Origin of the sequence: Butyrivibrio sp. XB500-5, from assembly GCF_003625505.1 — a bacterium.
Taxonomy (GTDB): domain Bacteria; phylum Bacillota; class Clostridia; order Lachnospirales; family Lachnospiraceae; genus Butyrivibrio.
In genome coordinates this window covers 127,833-144,888 of sequence record NZ_RAIS01000001.1, presented here as the reverse complement: position 1 = coordinate 144,888, position 17,056 = coordinate 127,833, and the positions used below count along the sequence as shown (strand labels likewise).

17 protein-coding genes are annotated in these 17,056 nt (G+C 41.9%); 16 read left to right on the top strand and 1 reads right to left on the bottom strand.

Going from position 1 to position 17,056, the window contains the following annotated elements; all coding sequences use genetic code 11:
- The first annotated feature begins 130 nt into the window (after window positions 1–130).
- The 15 genes from D6856_RS00680 (at window position 131) to D6856_RS00610 (ending at window position 14,260) form a co-directional block, all read left to right on the top strand.
- A complete protein-coding gene (locus D6856_RS00680) occupies window positions 131–1,645 on the top strand; it encodes an ABC transporter ATP-binding protein (protein ID WP_120685945.1) in 1,515 nt (504 codons plus the stop codon).
- Entirely contained in the window at window positions 1,645–2,775 is a 1,131-nt protein-coding gene (locus tag D6856_RS00675; RefSeq protein WP_120685326.1) for an ABC transporter permease, read from the top strand. Before D6856_RS00680 ends, D6856_RS00675 begins: the two co-directional genes overlap by 1 nt.
- Entirely contained in the window at window positions 2,775–3,716 is a 942-nt protein-coding gene (locus D6856_RS00670) for an ABC transporter permease (protein ID WP_092243342.1), read from the top strand. The genes D6856_RS00675 and D6856_RS00670 overlap by 1 nt, the downstream gene beginning before the upstream one ends.
- A 14-nt stretch (window positions 3,717–3,730) precedes the next feature.
- Entirely contained in the window at window positions 3,731–4,153 is a 423-nt protein-coding gene (locus D6856_RS00665) for a cytidine deaminase (protein WP_120685325.1), read from the top strand.
- Window positions 4,154–4,257: 104 nt separating this feature from the next.
- Window positions 4,258–4,608 carry a 50S ribosomal protein L19 gene (rplS, locus tag D6856_RS00660; RefSeq protein WP_092243338.1) on the top strand — a complete coding sequence of 117 codons (351 nt, stop codon included), beginning with the start codon at window positions 4,258–4,260 and terminating at the stop codon, window positions 4,606–4,608.
- 94 nt (window positions 4,609–4,702) lie between these two features.
- Entirely contained in the window at window positions 4,703–5,308 is a 606-nt protein-coding gene (gene lepB / locus D6856_RS00655) for a signal peptidase I (protein ID WP_120685324.1), read from the top strand.
- An 11-nt stretch (window positions 5,309–5,319) separates the two neighbouring features.
- The gene (ylqF, locus tag D6856_RS00650) at window positions 5,320–6,198 is read left to right on the top strand and encodes a ribosome biogenesis GTPase YlqF (protein WP_092243333.1); all 879 of its coding nucleotides are present in this window, start codon (window positions 5,320–5,322) and stop codon (window positions 6,196–6,198) included.
- A 41-nt stretch (window positions 6,199–6,239) separates the two neighbouring features.
- Window positions 6,240–6,788, top strand: a complete 549-nt coding sequence (gene lepB, locus D6856_RS00645) for a signal peptidase I (RefSeq protein WP_092243330.1) — start codon at window positions 6,240–6,242, stop codon at window positions 6,786–6,788.
- Window positions 6,788–7,549, top strand: coding sequence for a ribonuclease HII (locus D6856_RS00640; protein WP_092243327.1), 762 nt, complete (start codon window positions 6,788–6,790; stop codon window positions 7,547–7,549). The genes lepB (D6856_RS00645) and D6856_RS00640 overlap by 1 nt, the downstream gene beginning before the upstream one ends.
- Window positions 7,546–9,390, top strand: a complete 1,845-nt coding sequence (locus D6856_RS00635) for a flagellar hook-length control protein FliK (protein ID WP_120685323.1) — start codon at window positions 7,546–7,548, stop codon at window positions 9,388–9,390. The genes D6856_RS00640 and D6856_RS00635 overlap by 4 nt, the downstream gene beginning before the upstream one ends.
- A gap of 45 nt (window positions 9,391–9,435) precedes the next feature.
- A complete protein-coding gene (locus D6856_RS00630; protein ID WP_092243321.1) occupies window positions 9,436–9,744 on the top strand; it encodes an EscU/YscU/HrcU family type III secretion system export apparatus switch protein in 309 nt (102 codons plus the stop codon).
- Window positions 9,745–9,777: 33 nt separating this feature from the next.
- Window positions 9,778–10,149, top strand: coding sequence for a YraN family protein (locus D6856_RS00625; RefSeq protein WP_120685322.1), 372 nt, complete (start codon window positions 9,778–9,780; stop codon window positions 10,147–10,149).
- A gap of 59 nt (window positions 10,150–10,208) precedes the next feature.
- The gene (pgeF, locus tag D6856_RS00620; protein WP_120685944.1) at window positions 10,209–11,042 is read left to right on the top strand and encodes a peptidoglycan editing factor PgeF; all 834 of its coding nucleotides are present in this window, start codon (window positions 10,209–10,211) and stop codon (window positions 11,040–11,042) included.
- Window positions 11,043–11,117: 75 nt separating this feature from the next.
- A complete protein-coding gene (locus D6856_RS00615; RefSeq protein ID WP_092243313.1) occupies window positions 11,118–11,813 on the top strand; it encodes a response regulator transcription factor in 696 nt (231 codons plus the stop codon).
- Complete coding sequence (locus D6856_RS00610) at window positions 11,810–14,260, top strand: sensor histidine kinase (protein WP_120685321.1); 2,451 nt, start codon at window positions 11,810–11,812, stop codon at window positions 14,258–14,260. The genes D6856_RS00615 and D6856_RS00610 overlap by 4 nt, the downstream gene beginning before the upstream one ends.
- Before the next feature lie 90 nt (window positions 14,261–14,350).
- On the opposite strand, the gene D6856_RS00605 is transcribed toward D6856_RS00610, so the two are convergent.
- On the bottom strand, window positions 14,351–15,550 hold the full coding sequence (locus D6856_RS00605; RefSeq protein ID WP_120685943.1) for a ribose-phosphate pyrophosphokinase: 1,200 nt from the start codon (window positions 15,548–15,550) through the stop codon (window positions 14,351–14,353).
- A gap of 128 nt (window positions 15,551–15,678) precedes the next feature.
- Here D6856_RS00605 and D6856_RS00600 point away from each other — a divergent pair, with 128 nt between their 5' ends.
- Entirely contained in the window at window positions 15,679–17,037 is a 1,359-nt protein-coding gene (locus D6856_RS00600) for a DUF512 domain-containing protein (protein ID WP_120685320.1), read from the top strand.
- Window positions 17,038–17,056: the final 19 nt, after the last annotated feature.

Sequence of the window (17,056 nt, the reverse complement as noted above, 5' to 3'; positions counted from 1 at the left end):
TTTGCTTTTAACAGCTATTAAGCTGATAGGGACCGGCAGATTCATAGTCTTCCGGTCCTTTTTACCAATTAGGTACATTAAATTTATGGAGGAGACAAAAGTGGCAGATAACAGCGAATATGCTATTGAGATGCTTGGCATAACTAAACGTTTCCCGGGTATTATCGCTAATGACAATGTTACCATTCAGCTGAAAAAAGGCGAGATCCATGCTCTTTTGGGTGAGAACGGAGCAGGTAAATCTACTCTTATGAGCGTGCTTTTTGGCTTGTATCAGGCTGAAGAAGGTGTTATCAAGAAGGACGGAAAGGAAGTACAGATTAACAATCCCAATGATGCCAATGACCTTGGTATCGGAATGGTTCATCAGCACTTCAAGCTCGTTCAGTGCTTTTCTGTTCTCGATAACATCATTCTCGGTGATGAGACGGTTAAGCACGGATTCCTGCAGAAGGACGTGGCTCGTAAGAAGATTCTTGAGCTTTCCGAGAAATACGGACTTAAGGTTGATCCCGATGCCAAGATCGAGGACATCACGGTTGGTATGCAGCAAAGAACCGAGATCCTTAAGATGCTTTACAGAGATAATGAGATACTTATCTTTGATGAGCCCACTGCGGTTCTTACACCCGCTGAGATCGATGAGCTTATGCAGATCATGAAGAATCTTGCAAAAGAGGGCAAATCAATTCTCTTTATTTCTCATAAGCTTGCTGAGATCATGGCAGTTGCCGACAGATGTTCGGTTCTTAGAAGAGGTAAGTACATCGGTACGGTTAATATTTCCGAGACCAATCAGGAAGAGCTTTCAAGAATGATGATCGGTCGTGACGTACAGCTTGTAGCTACCAAAGAAGATAAGGAGCCCGGCAAGGTTATCCTTCATGTTGAAAATATGACGGTTCCTTCCAAGCTTCATCATAACAATGCCGTTAAGAACGTCTCTTTCGACGTAAGAGAAGGCGAGATCGTATGTATTGCCGGAATCGACGGAAACGGTCAGACAGAGCTTGTTTACGGATTATCCGGACTTGAGAATATTACAACAGGTAAGATCGAACTTTCCGGAAAAGATATTACTCATGCTTCCATCAGAGAGCGTTCAACAAGCGGTATGAGCCATATCCCCGAGGACAGACACAAACACGGCCTTGTACTTGATTATTCACTTGCATATAATCTCGTGCTTCAGAGATATTTTGAGCCTGAGTTCTCTACAGGAGCAGGCTTCCTTAAAAAGAACGAGATCAACAAATATGCAGATAAGCTTATTGATCAGTACGATATCCGTTCCAGCCAGGGCGCTGTTACATCGGCGAGAAGCATGTCCGGTGGTAATCAGCAGAAGGCGATCATTGCAAGAGAGATCGACAAGAATCCCGATCTTCTTATTGCGGTTCAGCCCACCAGAGGCTTGGACGTAGGTGCCATCGAATATATTCACAAACAGCTCATCGCTCAGAGAGATTCGGGACATGCGGTTCTTCTTGTTTCGCTCGAGCTGGAAGAAGTTATGAGCATTTCAGACAGAATCCTCGTAATGTACGAGGGAGAGATCGTAGGAGAGTTCGAACCTAAGAAGACAACTCCCGAAGAACTCGGACTTTACATGGCCGGAGCCAAGAGAAAGGAGGTAGGTGCATAATGTCTGCAGAAAATAAATCGACTGAAAAAATAAGCTTCTTTGCAAGACCTGCTGTGCAGTCAATACTTGCATCACTTCTTTGTATCGTATTTGGTCTTTTGATCGGTTATATCGCACTTCTTTTTATCAATGCAAAGGGTGCGACAGAAGCTATTATCACTATCATAAAGAACTATTTCACTTATCCTACCAAGGCAGCTGCACTTAAGTACTTTGGGAATACACTTGTTAAGGCTGCGCCTCTTCTTATGTGTGCGCTTTCAATCCAGTTCTGTTATCAGGCAGGCCTTTTCAATATCGGAGCTGCAGGACAGTACGTAGCGGGCGCCGGAGCATCTCTTTTCTGTGCTCTTAAGCTCGGCCTTCCTTGGTATGTATGCCTTATCGCCGCATTCGTTGCAGGCGGTATCTTCGGTGTCGTTGTAGGTATCCTTAAGGCATATCTTAACGTTAACGAAGTTATTTCAGGTATCATGCTTAACTGGATAGGTCTTTATACGGTTAACATGCTCCTTTCAGGGGTAAAAGAAACAGCGAGCCCTTATACGGTAACTCTTGCAAGCACAAACAAAGCTGCTGTTTTACCTTCAATAGGACTTGAGAAGTTCTTCTCAAACAATAAATACGTTACTATAGCGATCCCGCTTGCCATTCTTATAGCTGTGCTTCTTAAGGTAATCCTTTCAATGACAGTATTCGGCTATGAGATCAAGGCAACCGGAATTGCCAAAGATGCTGCAAAGTATAGCGGAATGAAAGAGAAGAGAAATATTATTCTCACACTCTTTATCGGTGGTGCTCTTGCGGGCCTCGGTGCCGCATTCCTTTACCTTACGGGATATGAGCAGTGGTCCGTAACACAGTCATCCGTTCCGGGAATGGGCTTTAACGGTATCGCAGCTACGTTCCTCGGAGGACTTGATCCTATAGGAACAATCTTTGCTTCGTACTTTATACAGCACATTACCAGTGGAGGATCTTATCTTGATAAGAATATCTATCCTTCACAGATTTCCGATTTCATTTCGGCGATCATCATCTATCTCTGCGGTTTCGTACTGTTCTTTAAGTACTTCCTAAACAGCAGGATCAGAAATAAAAAGAATAATGCAGAAGGAGGTAACAAATAATGGTATTACTTCTTCAATATACACTTTTGTTTGCCTCGGTTTTGATACTGGTTGCTCTCGGCGGATGCTTCTCAGAGCATTCGGGTGTTATCAATCTCGGACTTGAAGGAATAATGGTTATAGGAGCTCTCGGTGGAGCACTTACCCTTAAGTACATCAATCCTTCACTTCCCAAGCTTTTGATCGTACTTGCGGTACTTGGTACTTCAATATTGTGCGGTGTTATCTATTCAATGCTTCTTGCATTTGCCTGCATCAACTTTAAGGCAGATCAGACACTTGTAGGAACCGCTCTTAACATGCTTGCCGCTGCGGCTGCAACCGTTATTGTTAAGTCGATCAACATCGCTGAGAATCCCGACAACGTTTCTTCAACTGTTCAGTATGTAACATCTAAGAAGGCACTTGTCGTAAATATCGGTAAATTCCAGTTCAACTGGTTTATGCTTGTTGCTTTGATAGCACTTATCGCTTCATACATCGTGCTTTACAAGACAAGATTCGGACTCAGACTCATGGCCTGCGGTGAGCATCCTCAGGCAGCCGACAGTGTAGGTATAAATGTATATACAATGCGCTGGGCGGGAGTGCTTATTTCCGGACTTCTTGCAGGTATCGGCGGAATTGTGTACATAACTGCCGGTGTTAGTGAGTGGAAGTTTGAAAACGGTGTTGCGGGCTTTGGTTTCCTTGCACTTGCCGTTATGATCTTTGGTCAGTGGAAGCCTGTTAATATCGGACTTGCTGCACTTTTGTTCGGATTCTTCAGGGCACTTTCCAACGTATATTCGGGCTTTGATTTCCTTGCAGCCCTCAATATACCCGGATCTGTATACAATATGATGCCTTACATCATCTCGCTTATAGTTCTTGCACTTACATCTGCCAATTCAAGAGCTCCCAAGGCTGAGGGTATTCCTTACGACAAGGGCTCCAGATAATCGAGGTATTATGTATGGATGAGCAAAAGATAAAAGAGCTTATAACTTATGCTTGTAATATGAGAGCTTTTTCTTACACGCCGTATTCGCATTTTAATGTCGGAGCAGCACTTCTTGCGGGCGATGACAAGGTGTATACCGGCTGTAATATAGAAAATGCCTCTTATACACCCACTATATGCGCTGAGAGAACTGCTTTTTTCAAGGCCGTCAGCGAAGGTGTTAAGGATTTTAAGGCAATAGCCATTGTCGGAGGACATAGTGCCGCTGATGAACTTGATTATTGTTTCCCATGCGGTGTTTGCAGACAGGTTATGAGCGAGTTTTGCAGGGACAATTTCCTTGTTATAATCGCGAAATCGGTAGACGAATATAAGACATTTTCCCTTACGGAGATACTTCCGGAAAGATTTGGGCCGAAAGATCTTTTGTGTTGACGAATAGGCTGTTTATGTGTTATATTAGTGTACGTTGTGATAATCAGACGGTCCTCTGTTACAGATAGTGTATTAAGAACGTCCATTGAATAGGAGAAATATATATGAGTACAATTATCCAGGAGCTCGAGAAAGAGCAGCTGAACGCTAATGCGCCTCAGTTTAGCACAGGTGATACTGTAAGAGTACACGCTAAGATCAAGGAAGGAAACCGTGAGAGAATTCAGGTTTTCGAAGGAACTGTTAAGAAGATCCAGGGCGGTAGCAACCGTACAACTTTCACAGTAAGAAAAGAGTCTTACGGTGTTGGCGTTGAGAAGACATGGCCCCTTCACTCACCTATCGTTGAGAAGGTAGAGGTTGTTAGAAGAGGTAAGGTTAGAAGAGCTAAGCTTAACTACCTTAAAGGTCTTACAGGTAAGAAGGCTAAGGTTAAGGAGCTTGTTACCAGATAATTTGCTACAAAAGGCAGTTACTTTTCACAGTAATTGCCTTTTCTTTATTATCGAGGAATTTGTGATATTATTTGTTTAACCTTAAGGGGGAACAATGTTTAGGAGAAGACGTCGTAACAGCTTATATATTTATCATAAAAAGAAGACATTTTCCGGAGCGCTTATAAGAGAGATCTTTTCATGGATCGGAGTCACGGCCTTTGCTGTTTTTTGTGCGGTCGTTTTTATGACTATCTTCGGCCTTCAGGTCGGTACAATCGGGGATTCAATGGAACCCATGCTTTATAACGGACAGAAAGTACTTGTAAACAAGCTTGCTTACATGATACTTAGTCCCAAGAAGGGTGACGTTATCGTTTTTTTGCCTAACGGTAATACCAATTCACATTATTATGTAAAAAGAGTGGTGGCTGTTCCCGGAGAAAAGGTACAGATCATCGACGGTTCTCTTTATATTAATGGCAGCTTACAGGAAGACGACGACAGTTTATATGATAAAATGGAAGATGAAGGAATCGCATCCAATGAGATAGTTCTTGGAAAGGGTGAATTCTTTGTCCTTGGAGATAACAGAAACAGCTCTGAGGATTCGAGAAGTGCCAATATAGGCCCCGTCAAGACCAATATGATCGTTGGAAAGGCTTGGTTTAAGATAAGAAGCGGCGATAACAAGTCAGGTTTTATATTTAGGAAAAAGTAAGTGGTGAATTTATGAATTTTCAGTGGTATCCCGGACATATGACCAAAGCGATCAGAATGATGCAAGAGAACATCAAGCTGATCGATATAATTATAGAGCTTACAGACGCCAGGATTCCCGCATCAGGGAGAAATCCTGATATAGATGAGCTCGGAAAGAATAAGTATAGGCTTATTCTTCTTAATAAGGCCGATCTGGCCGATCCTTCAATAACCTCTAAATGGAAAGAGTTTTACAAGAACGAAGGCTATTTTGTGCTTGAGATGAACTCAAAGACCGGAAACGAGGCAGGAAAGGTTAAGGATCTCATTCTTAAGGCATGCGCCGACAAGATTGAGAAAGACAGAAAAAGAGGAATAGTCGGAAGACCCATAAGAGCAATGGTTGCAGGCATTCCCAATGTCGGAAAGTCTACTTTTATCAATAAGCTTGCAGGTAAGGCTTCCGCAAAGACCGGAAATAAGCCCGGTGTTACCAAGGGAAAACAGTGGATCTCTCTTGGTAAGAATATGCAGCTTCTTGATACTCCCGGTATCTTGTGGCCTAAATTTGAGGATGATACGGTCGGTCTTCATCTTGCACTTATCGGTTCCATGAACGATGAGAATCTTGATACAACGGAGCTTGCGTGTGAACTTATTAAACTTCTTGAAGAGAATTACGCAGAAGCCATTCCTTCGAAGTATAATATAACCAAGGAACAGGTTGATGAGCTTGAGGAAGTTCCTTATTCCACGCACCTTAGCGCTGTACTTTCTGCAATTGCCATTAACAGAAAGTGTTTTAAGCAAGGAGCTGAGCCTGATATTTCAAGAGCTGCAGCAATGCTTCTTGATGATTTCAGAAACGGAAGACTTGGCAAGATTACTCTTGAAAGACCTAATGAGTAATTTCTTTTTACCAAAATACATTATATAAGGACAGTCATAATATGAGTAAAGAATCTAAAAAAAGCATAGCAAGAGAAATATTGGATACACTTATTTATCTTGCGGTGGTCTTTGTTTTGACCCTTCTTTTCATAACCTTTGTTGCACAGAGAACACAGGTTATCGGTTCTTCAATGAATCCGACGGTATACGATTCGGAATCGCTTATACTTGAAAAGGTTAGCTACAGATTCCACGATCCCAAGAGATTTGATATTGTTGTTTTCCCTTATGAGCATGGAAACAAACAGAACTTTATCAAGAGAGTTATCGGTCTTCCCGGTGAGAAGGTAAGGATCGATTACGATGGCAATATCTATATTAACGGTGAGATCCTTGAAGAGAATTACGGGGCTGAAGTTATTCAGGATCCGCAAAGAGCGGCTGAGGAGATAACTGTTCCCGAGGGAGAATTCTTTGTTCTCGGAGATAACAGAAACCACAGTATGGACAGCAGGGATGAATCCGTAGGAACAATTAAAAAGAGCCGTATCATGGGAAGAGCCGTATTTAGAATTTTTCCTTTGAACAAATTTGGGGGAATTAAATAATGGAATCAATTTCTGCTATCAAAGATATCTTTCAGAATCTTGACAGCGTTGATGGATATAAGGTTTTCATTTCTGAGTATTCCGGCGATGACAGAGCAGGTGTGCAAAAGCTTGTTGAAAATGCCGGTAAGAAGATCGATGCGATCGAAAAAGAGATCCGTCGTACATATGAGATGAAAAAATATGAGAGGGAGAATGAGTCTTTTGGCTTATTATGCGGCATTGATGAAGTAGGAAGAGGGCCGCTTGCGGGACCTGTGTATGCAGCTGCCGTTATCCTTCCCATGGATGCTGATATTCTCTATATTAATGATTCTAAGAAATTATCCGAAAAAAAGAGAGAAGAGCTTTATATCGAAATAATGAATAAGGCTCTCGCAGTTGGCATCGGTCATGTCTCAAATGAGAGGATCGATGAGATCAACATACTTCAGGCTACTTTTGAAGCTATGACTATGGCTGTCAACGAACTTTCGGTCAAGCCGGGAGCTCTTTTGATAGATGCTGTGCATATTCCGCAGCTTGAGAAGTATAAGCAGATATCTATTATTAAAGGTGATGCAAAGAGTATCTCGATTGCTGCTGCCAGCATAATTGCTAAGGTTACAAGAGACAGGGTGATGAAGGACTATGCGATCAAGTATCCCGAGTACGGATTTGATTCCAACAAGGGTTACGGAAGCGCGGAACATATAGCGGCTATCAAGAAATACGGTCCTTGCCCGATTCATCGCAGAAGCTTTATAGGTAACTTTATATGAGCATCATTCAGAATGTATCACAATTAGGTTCGGCGTATATAATTGACGGCAAGACTTTGAATACTCCGGAAGGCGTCTCTAAGCCTCTGGAGCTTAAGGCGGGCTCATCTATCCAGGGTACGGTTATTTCTGTTACCGATGTTGACGGAGAGAAGGTCGCCAATATAAGTGTGGGCGATAACGTGATCTCTGCCAAGCTTTCTGATGAGATGGGGCTTAGGGAGGGGCAGACACTTAATTTTGCGATCAGGTCCACGGCAAACGGTAAAGTCGCCATAACGCCGTTGTACGAGAATACAGCGGTTACAGAGAGTACATTAAAGGCGCTTAACGCAGCCGGAATCGAAGTTACGCACGACAGCGTCGAAATGGTCAAAAATATGATGGAAGCAGGTCTTCCCATTGGAAGAGATGCGCTGCTTGCCATGAACAAAAATCTTACCATGTTTCCGAATTCTTCCATTTCTTCTATGGTGGAGATGAAGAGTCTCAATATTCCAATAAGCGAAAACAACATTATTCAATTTGAGAGCTACAAAAACTATGAGCATCAGGTCATAGGCCAGATAAATGAGCTTATGGATGAGCTTCCCGCCGCATTTAACGAGCTTTCCGCTAACGGCAACGAAGAAGGTGCCATGAAATTATACGGAGCTTTGTTAAAAGAGCTTTCGGAAGGCGCTGTATCTGCAGGCGATTCCACTGCAGCGCAGGCGGGTGAAACAGTAGAAGCTCAAGCGGGCGAAACAGCAGCACAGGCCGGTGAAGTTGCATCACAGAGCGGAACTGTCGCCGGACAAGCCGGAATCACGGGACAAACGGGGGCTGACGGTACAATCGAGGGTGCATTAGGGCAGGCAAGCGCAGAGGCTTCAGAACAAACTGACGGTACTATCGCGGGTGCTGCAGTAGCCGCAGGTAAGGCAGATGAGGCCGTGGCAGATGACAAAAGTGCATCCGTTTCTTCCAATGCAGGTGCACAAGACGCTGCCGGAAACGTTGAAGGCGGGGCCGGAGCGTCCAATCTTGATGCACTGCGCAATAATTTGAAGGCTCTGAACCTTTCGGATGAAACGATAAATAAATATATTGAGACCTCAAAGACAGATGCGGGCGAAGCTGCGAAAGTTCTTTTAAAAGAGCTTAATAACAGTTATGCTTCCGCGGATCTTTCCGATAAGAGCCAAAGCGCGGCTTGGAAGAATCTTTTTACAAGTAATGACTATAATAAGGTTCTTAAGGATGCCATGTCATCGGAATGGCTGTTAAAACCGGGTGACGTTCAAAAGAAAGAGAATATCGACAATCTGTATCAGAGACTGAATTCTCAGATGAAGGGCTTGTCGGATGCAATAGTGAATACCGTCGGAGCCGATTCGAAGCTTGGGCAGGCGGTAAGTAATATTCAGAACAACCTTGATTTTATAAATCAGCTTAATCAAATGTTCCAATATGTTCAGCTTCCTCTTCGTATGGCGGGGCAGGATGTTCACGGAGATCTTTTTGTCTACAGAAATAAGCATAAGAAGCTCTCGGAAGACGGATCTGTCAGTGCGGTGCTTCATCTTGATATGGAAAACCTCGGCCCTGTCGATGTTTACGTTAAGATGCTTAATACCAAAGTTACGACGAATTTCTATGTGGCTGATGATTCTGTGCTTGATCTTATAAATGACAACATCCACATTCTTAATGAAAGGCTTGAAAAGAGAGGCTATTCGATGCAGGTCAACATGATGCTTCATGATGAAAAGGACGGTGAAGACGCAGCTGTTGACGAGATGCTTAATGTATCGAGAAATACGCTTATCTCTACGGCTTCCTTTGATGCCAGAGCATGACGGAAAGATGGTTTTGGCATAAACTTTTTGCACGAGGAAATGACAATGGCAAACAATGGCAATAATGACAACGAAAAAGTGAAAACCGCGGTCGCGCTGGCCTATGACCCCAATGAAGACGGTGCCCCCAAAGTCGTTGCATCCGGAAAAGGAGCTCTTGCCGAAAAGATCATCGAAAAGGCTAAGGAGAGCAAGGTTCCCGTTCATGTAGACGACAAGCTTGCCGACACCCTTTCAAGGCTTGAGATCGGTGAGATGATCCCTCCCGAACTTTATGAGGTTGTGGCTGAGATTCTGGTATTCGTCGATGCGATGGATAAGATTAAGGCAAAGGACAAGACGAGAAGGCATTAAGAAATAGTAATACAATAGAAAGACAGTTAAGTGATGGAATTAAATAAAAGAGTTTTAGGCACCGCGCTTGAAGATGTTGCGACTGATCACTTATGCGACAAAGGTGCAAGCATTATAGAGAGAAATTTTCGTTGTAGGAGCGGAGAAATCGATATAATCGCGCGCGATGGAAAATACCTGTGTTTTATAGAAGTTAAATACAGAAAGAGTGTTAAATACGGCAGTCCCGAGACTGCCGTAGATTATTCTAAAAGGAAAAAGATATCAAAGGCATCTCTTGTTTATCTTAAATGCAAAAATTTGTCTGAAAATACACCTATTCGCTACGATGTTGTCGCAATTTATGGCGATGAAGGAGAATATAAGATAAAATGGATTAAAGATGCGTTTGAATACGTATATTAAACATTTGGAAGGAAAGAAATTTGGATACAATAATAAAACGAACCGGCGATGAAAGAACGATGGAGCTTCGGGAGAAAAACGGCGTTAAATACCTTGTTTTCCCAAGACTTGAAAGTATAGATTTTATAGACCATCTTTTCAGTACAAGACTTGGAGGCGCTTCTAAGGGCTGCTACAGTGAGATGAACCTAAGCTATACAAGAGGCGATGATAAGGAAGCCGTAGATGAGAACTACAGAAGAATAGCAGATGTAATGGGACATGGAAAAAATCTTGATGATTTTGTATCGACGTTCCAGACTCATACCACCAACATCAAGGTTATCACCGAAGAAGACAGAGGCAAAGGACCTGCAAAGTCAAGGGATTACACCGATATAGACGGACTTATAACAAATGTTCCGGGTATTATCCTGTCGACATTTCACGCAGATTGCCCTCCCATATATTTTATTGATCCTGTAAATAAGGCTATCGGACTTTCGCATTCGGGCTGGAAGGGAACTAAGGGAGAGATTGCTGCAAGGACAATAGAAAAGATGTCTGAGAATTACGGAACGAAAGCATCAGATCTGATCTGTGCGATCGGCCCGTCTATCTGCGGCGAATGCTATGAGATAGAAGAAGATGTTGCCACAGAGTTTTCCGAGAATTACACGGAAGAAGAATTAAAGAACGAAAAGATACTGATAAAGTATCCTAAAGGCAAGTACAGATTGTATCTGTGGAATGCCATTAAGCTGACTCTTTTAAAAAAGGGAGTAAAGAAGGAAAATATAATTGTCACCGATATATGCACCAGATGTAATCCTGATCTTTTGTTTTCTCACAGGATTCATCACGATGATAGAGGTAATCTTGCTGCATTTTTATCGATAAAAAGAGATTCTTAAGAAATCTTAAGAATTTTCTACAGCAAATCTTAAGATTTATCTGTTTTAATATTAATTAGGGATTGAGAGGATAGTATGGAAAATATTCTTGTATGCGATGATGATAAGGAAATAGTAGATGCGATCGAGATCTATCTTGAGCAGGAGGGTTTCAAGATTTATAAAGCCTACGATGGCATCGAAGCGCTGGAAGTTCTTAAGAGTGCCAAGATTCAGCTTGCGATTGTCGATGTAATGATGCCGCGAATGGACGGTATTCATTTTGTGAGGGAACTAAGAAAATTCAGCACTATTCCTGTTGTCTTTCTATCAGCTAAATCCGAAGATTCGGACAAGATATTGGGACTTAATATCGGTGCGGATGATTATATCACCAAGCCTTTTAACCCACTTGAGCTTGTAGCCAGAGTTAAGTCCAATATCCGCAGATTTATGACACTTGGTAGTGTTGAAGACAAGGAAAATGTATATTCTACGGGCGGTCTTGTCATTGATGACAATTCCAAGGAATGCTTTGTCTACGGAGAGAGCATTAGACTTACGCCCATTGAATACAATATTTTGGCGTTTCTTGTTAAGAACAAAGGCAAGGTATATTCGATCAATCAGATATACGAGCAGATCTGGAAGGATTCAGCTGTTCGTGTTGATAATACCATCGCCGTACACATCAGGCATATAAGAGAAAAGATTGAGATTAATCCGAAGGACCCCAAATACCTCAAGGTAGTTTGGGGAGTCGGATACAAGATTGAGGATGAGGTTATATGAAAGATAATCGACTTGGGAGAATTAACGTACGAAGTGTTATACAGCATTTTCTGGCGGCTTTTATCGTTCTTATACTCTTATTTTCCATGCTTGGAACCAATATCCTTATAAACGGCGTAGGCGGAGATATTTCATACAGCCTTCATGAAGCCGATAAATCCAGACCTTATGAGGAATCTTATCTTTTCAATAATATTCTTGGGAATAACATATCCAATGTTCTTAGGTTGGTTGCTCAGCGAAGCCAGCTTGAGATGGACGGACAGTATGACGGTGACAAGATAATTGACGTTACCGCATACGTTAACAGAGGTTCGGTTCTTTTGGGCGGTTATATAACTGCTCATTACCGCCTTTCAGATCTTTTAAAATGGGCTCAGAACGGTTTTGAGACTGAACGAAAGGATATGACCGCAGAAGAGTGCGAAGAGTTTCTTGCGGAAGAAACCACATACACTCATCTAAAAAACAATATTGTTTCCGGAGGAATGAACTCATACTTAAGTTCTCAGCTTGATCAGAACAGTATCACTTCAACCAAGCCCAGAGACTATGAGTTTCAAGACGGTCAATATGATATTCTTAAGTGCAGATATCAGACCGCTGACGGTAAGAACATTGAAGAGATCGTTTCAAATTGGGATGAATACAATACTTTGCGCCAGTCTGTCGAGAGCGCTTCTGTAGCTTTGCTTAGCAGCTACAATGAGTATGTAAATAACATTTCTTATTACAGCTATCAGAACACCAATTTAAGATATTACGTTTCAAGAACCATAAACGACAAGACTGATATTTATACTAATGTCCGTATTGAAGACGGTGAAAACATTCTTGATAAATTCAAAAAATACGGAAAATACATCTATTATTGTCCAAATGAGCTTTCGTATGAAACCAATACGCTCATTAAAGAGAATATAGTAAGATCGATGATCAAGAATTACAGCTATGCTTATCCCGATCAGATTAAAGTTTACATTGGTGTTGATACGAATGCTTATCCTTGCGAGGATGATTTCACGCAGGGTAAAGCCGGTTTCACCAAGTATAGCCCATACAGATCACAGCTTTATTTCTTCTGTGCTATGTGTGCGTTTATATATATCCTTCTTTTGATCGTATCTATTTCTCAGATTTCCGTTATACCGGAAACGACCGAGAACAGAACGGCGACAGAGCTTATTACTCTTAGAGGACTTGCTATAATGGCGGTTCCTTTAGGAATAACATATCTGGCTTCCATGACTTATAAGGGAAGCATGGACAGACTTTTAGAGAATCCGGTTGTCCTGATACTTGTAGGAATTGGCGTATTTATCGCGGATATCGGACTTCTTGATCTTATATATAACCTTACAGAAAAAGGAAAGAGCGGTCTTTTATGGAAAGACAGCCTTATCAAGAAGCTTGTCTTCGGTGCGAAGGATGTTGTTGTAAATACAACAAATAACGCCAGCGTAATTGTGCGCACATGGGTTCCTTATGCGATCTTTGTTGTGATCAATATTCTTCTTGTGCTTATTGGTATTCCCGGCATCGTTATTGCGGTGATCATGGATATAATGATCGGAGTATTCGTATACAGACAGAATCTTGACAGAGATAAGATCATCCATGTAATTGAGAATATCAAAAACGGGGATGTCAGTGCCAAGGTTGATGTGGAGAATCTTCGTTCCGACAACGTAGCACTTGCCGAAGCCGTTAATTCAATCGGTGACGGTATTAAGATGGCTGTAGATACCAGCATGAAGGATGAGAAGATGAAGGCGGATCTTATAACCAATGTCTCACATGACATTAAGACGCCTCTTACTTCGATCATCAATTATGTTGATCTTATAAAAAGAGAAAAGATTGATAATGACAAGGTTAAAGAGTATGTAGATGTCCTTGATCAGAAATCTCAGAAGCTTAAACAGCTTACTGAGGATCTTGTTGAAGTAGCCAAGATCAGTTCGGGTAATATCAATATTAATCTTCAGAGAACCGATTTTGTAGAGCTTGTTAATCAGACTATTGGCGAATTCTACGAGAAATTTGAGGACAGTAAGCTTACTCCGATATTTAAGCATGAGGCTGTCAGCATGTGTATTACGGCTGATGCACATCATCTTTGGAGAGTTATAGAGAATTTACTCAACAATGTTTGTAAATACGCGCTTTCCGGAACAAGAGTATATATGGATATGAAATACGTTCCCGGAAAAGACAACAGAAACAACGTTGAGTTTTCCATAAAAAACATTTCCGCTACTGAGTTAAATGTTGATGTAAGCGAGCTTACGGAGAGATTTATAAGAGGAGATGTATCGAGAGCGACGGAAGGAAGCGGACTTGGATTATCAATAGCCAAGAACCTCACCGTGGCGCAGAACGGAAGCTTTGATATAAAGCTAGACGGAGACCTGTTTAAGGTTGTTATCAGCTTTGAGGCTGTTTAACAATACATAAAGGGAAAGAGAAAAGAGAGGGAAAACGCCTTGACAAGTTACGACTTGCCAAGGCGCTTTCTCTATATTATAAGTATTATTTTAATCAAAAAGCTCTGTCGGTGTCTTGCAACCTGAGTTATATTTCTCAACGATCTCGTGGATCTTGTCTGTAGGCATGTTAACCGTTGACATTGAAGCATCGTGATTTAAGAAGTTAATGATGGTTGCAAGGAATTTACCCATATCTGCGATGAAGATATATTCTCTTTTGGTAATCTCTTCATCCATATATGTGAGATTTGTTGTGATAACGGCGTCGAAGTATCCCTTTTCATAGCCTTCATCAAACTTGTCCATTCCGTCGGTGAAAAGACCGAATGTAGTACAGATAAATACGCGCTTGGCACCCATGTTCTTGAGCTGTCTTGCGGTATCTATCATACTCGAACCTGAGGAGATCATATCATCGATTACGATAACATCTCGTCCTTTTATATCGGAACCTAAGAATTCGTGAGCAACGATTGGGTTGGAACCGTTAACGACATGAGCATAATCACGTCTCTTGTAGAACATACCGGTATCTGCGCCGATAACGTTCGCAAAATAAACGGCTCTGTCAAGAGCACCCTCATCGGGAGAGATAACCGTCAGATGATTCTTATCAACGATAAGGTCATCGATATGTGACAGAAGGGCCTTCATAAACTGATATGAAGCCAGGAAGTTATCAAATCCTCCGAGAGGCTTAGCGTTGGATATTCTTGGGTCGTGAGCATCAAAGGTGATGAAATTGGAGATTCCCATGTCATAGAGCTCTTTAAACATCTGAGCCGCATCAAGGGATTCCATTCCGTTTCTCTTGTGCTGTCTTCCTTCATAGAGGAAGGGCATTATTACGTTAATTCTTTTGGCTTTGCCTGTAAGGGCACCGATAACTCTCTTAAGATCCTGATAATGATCGTCGGGAGATTTGTGATTAACGTAGTTGTACATCTTGTAAGTAATGCTGTAATTGCAGATATCCGTAAGGATATAGACATCGTTACCGCGGACACTCTCGTTAATGGTGGCCTTAGACTCGCCGCTTCCGAATCTGTCCATGGTAAAGTGGATTTTGTAGCTGTCCTTAACATAACCGTGAAATGCGGGATCGTTACCCGGCATTGAATAGAGCTCGTGTCTGAACTGTGAAATGTAAGAATCTACGCTGTTTCCCAGTTCCAAAGCAGACTCCATAACGATAAGATTAAGAGGCGCTACGGGAATAGTACCTTCCAAAAGGTGAAAATCAGGCATAATAATTCCTTTCATATGGTTTGTATTTCTTCCATATATTGTTTTATCATCATAATTACTGACACGTCAAGGAAATTCATGTATAATAACACCCGGGAGTATTAGCTTAAAAGAGGTAATAATATTAGATGAATTCAGAAAAAGGTCATCTTATCGGCAACGTTGTAGAAGGAAGTATTGCCGAAGAAATGAATATTGAGCCGGGCGACAGACTCCTTAAGATCAACGATCAGGATATCGGGGATATCTTTGATTTTCAGTATCTTGTTCAGGATGAGCATCTTGATGTACTTATTCTTAAATCAAACGGAGAAGAGTGGCTTCTCGACATCGACAAAGAGTTCGATGAGGATCTTGGCATAGAGTTCGATAACGGACTTATGGACAATTACAGGTCCTGCAGCAATAAATGCATTTTCTGTTTTATAGATCAGATGCCTAAGGGTATGCGTGATACTCTGTACTTTAAGGATGATGACTCAAGGCTTTCTTTTTTGCAGGGTAACTATGTAACTCTTACCAATATGTCCGACAAGGACATAGACAGAATCCTTAAATATCACCTTTCGCCTATCAACGTATCTTTTCAGACCACTAATCCCGAGCTTCGTTGCAAGATGCTTGGTAACAGGTTTGCGGGCGAAGCACTTAAGAAAGTCGACAGGCTCTGTGCTCCGGGTACCGGAATAGAGCTTAACGGCCAGATAGTTCTGTGTAAGGGTGTTAATGACGGAAAAGAGCTTGAGAGGTCGATACGTGACCTTGCCGGGTATATCCCCAACCTTCAGAGCGTTTCAGTTGTTCCCGTGGGACTTTCCAAGTACAGAGACGGGCTTTATCCGCTCGAGCCTTTTAACAAAGAGGATGCCGAGCAGGTCATCGATCTTATAGAAAGCTGGCAGAAAAAGGTATATGCCGAGCACGGGTTCCATTTCATTCACGCTAGTGATGAGTGGTATTTCCTGGCGGGTAGGGATTTTCCCAAGGCAGAGACATACGATGGCTATATTCAGCTTGAGAACGGCGTCGGTATGATGAGACTTCTCATAGATGAATATAATGAGGCGCTTGAAGTTATTAAGAGCGAACATGCACAGCATCTTTTATCTGTTAAAAGAAATATCTCCATAGCAACGGGAAGACTTGTTTATCCTTGTATCAAAGCTATGGCAGATAAGGCCATGGAACTGTGCGAGGGTCTTAAAGTTAATGTTTATGAGATAGTAAATGAGTTCTTTGGTGAGAGGATTACCGTTTCGGGGCTTCTTACAGGTCAGGACATTATTAAGCAGTTAAAAGAAAAAGAGCTTGGTTCTATGCTTTATCTACCCGAGAACCTGCTTAGAAGCGGAGAGGATTATTTCCTCGATGATCTAAGGGTTTCGGATGTGGAAAAAGAGCTTTCGGTAGATATTGGGATATCCAAGTGCGACGGACATGAGCTTGCAGCTCTTTTGTTTGATATTCCGGTTGAAGAAACTTATTAATTACAGTCTTTTATAAAGG

What these genes read in the sequence shown, in the direction of transcription:
- D6856_RS00635 (WP_120685323.1), top strand. Translation starts at nt 7,546, where the DNA reads ATGAGCATCATTCAGAATGTATCACAATTAGGTTCGGCGTATATAATT.
- D6856_RS00670 (WP_092243342.1), top strand. Translation starts at nt 2,775, where the DNA reads ATGGTATTACTTCTTCAATATACACTTTTGTTTGCCTCGGTTTTGATA.
- D6856_RS00600 (WP_120685320.1), top strand. Translation starts at nt 15,679, where the DNA reads ATGAATTCAGAAAAAGGTCATCTTATCGGCAACGTTGTAGAAGGAAGT.
- rplS (WP_092243338.1), top strand. Translation starts at nt 4,258, where the DNA reads ATGAGTACAATTATCCAGGAGCTCGAGAAAGAGCAGCTGAACGCTAAT.
- D6856_RS00640 (WP_092243327.1), top strand. Translation starts at nt 6,788, where the DNA reads ATGGAATCAATTTCTGCTATCAAAGATATCTTTCAGAATCTTGACAGC.
- ylqF (WP_092243333.1), top strand. Translation starts at nt 5,320, where the DNA reads ATGAATTTTCAGTGGTATCCCGGACATATGACCAAAGCGATCAGAATG.
- lepB (WP_092243330.1), top strand. Translation starts at nt 6,240, where the DNA reads ATGAGTAAAGAATCTAAAAAAAGCATAGCAAGAGAAATATTGGATACA.
- D6856_RS00680 (WP_120685945.1), top strand. Translation starts at nt 131, where the DNA reads ATGCTTGGCATAACTAAACGTTTCCCGGGTATTATCGCTAATGACAAT.
- D6856_RS00625 (WP_120685322.1), top strand. Translation starts at nt 9,778, where the DNA reads ATGGAATTAAATAAAAGAGTTTTAGGCACCGCGCTTGAAGATGTTGCG.
- pgeF (WP_120685944.1), top strand. Translation starts at nt 10,209, where the DNA reads ATGGAGCTTCGGGAGAAAAACGGCGTTAAATACCTTGTTTTCCCAAGA.
- D6856_RS00665 (WP_120685325.1), top strand. Translation starts at nt 3,731, where the DNA reads ATGGATGAGCAAAAGATAAAAGAGCTTATAACTTATGCTTGTAATATG.
- D6856_RS00610 (WP_120685321.1), top strand. Translation starts at nt 11,810, where the DNA reads ATGAAAGATAATCGACTTGGGAGAATTAACGTACGAAGTGTTATACAG.
- lepB (WP_120685324.1), top strand. Translation starts at nt 4,703, where the DNA reads ATGTTTAGGAGAAGACGTCGTAACAGCTTATATATTTATCATAAAAAG.
- D6856_RS00630 (WP_092243321.1), top strand. Translation starts at nt 9,436, where the DNA reads ATGGCAAACAATGGCAATAATGACAACGAAAAAGTGAAAACCGCGGTC.
- D6856_RS00615 (WP_092243313.1), top strand. Translation starts at nt 11,118, where the DNA reads ATGGAAAATATTCTTGTATGCGATGATGATAAGGAAATAGTAGATGCG.
- D6856_RS00675 (WP_120685326.1), top strand. Translation starts at nt 1,645, where the DNA reads ATGTCTGCAGAAAATAAATCGACTGAAAAAATAAGCTTCTTTGCAAGA.
- D6856_RS00605 (WP_120685943.1), bottom strand. Translation starts at nt 15,550, where the DNA reads ATGCCTGATTTTCACCTTTTGGAAGGTACTATTCCCGTAGCGCCTCTT.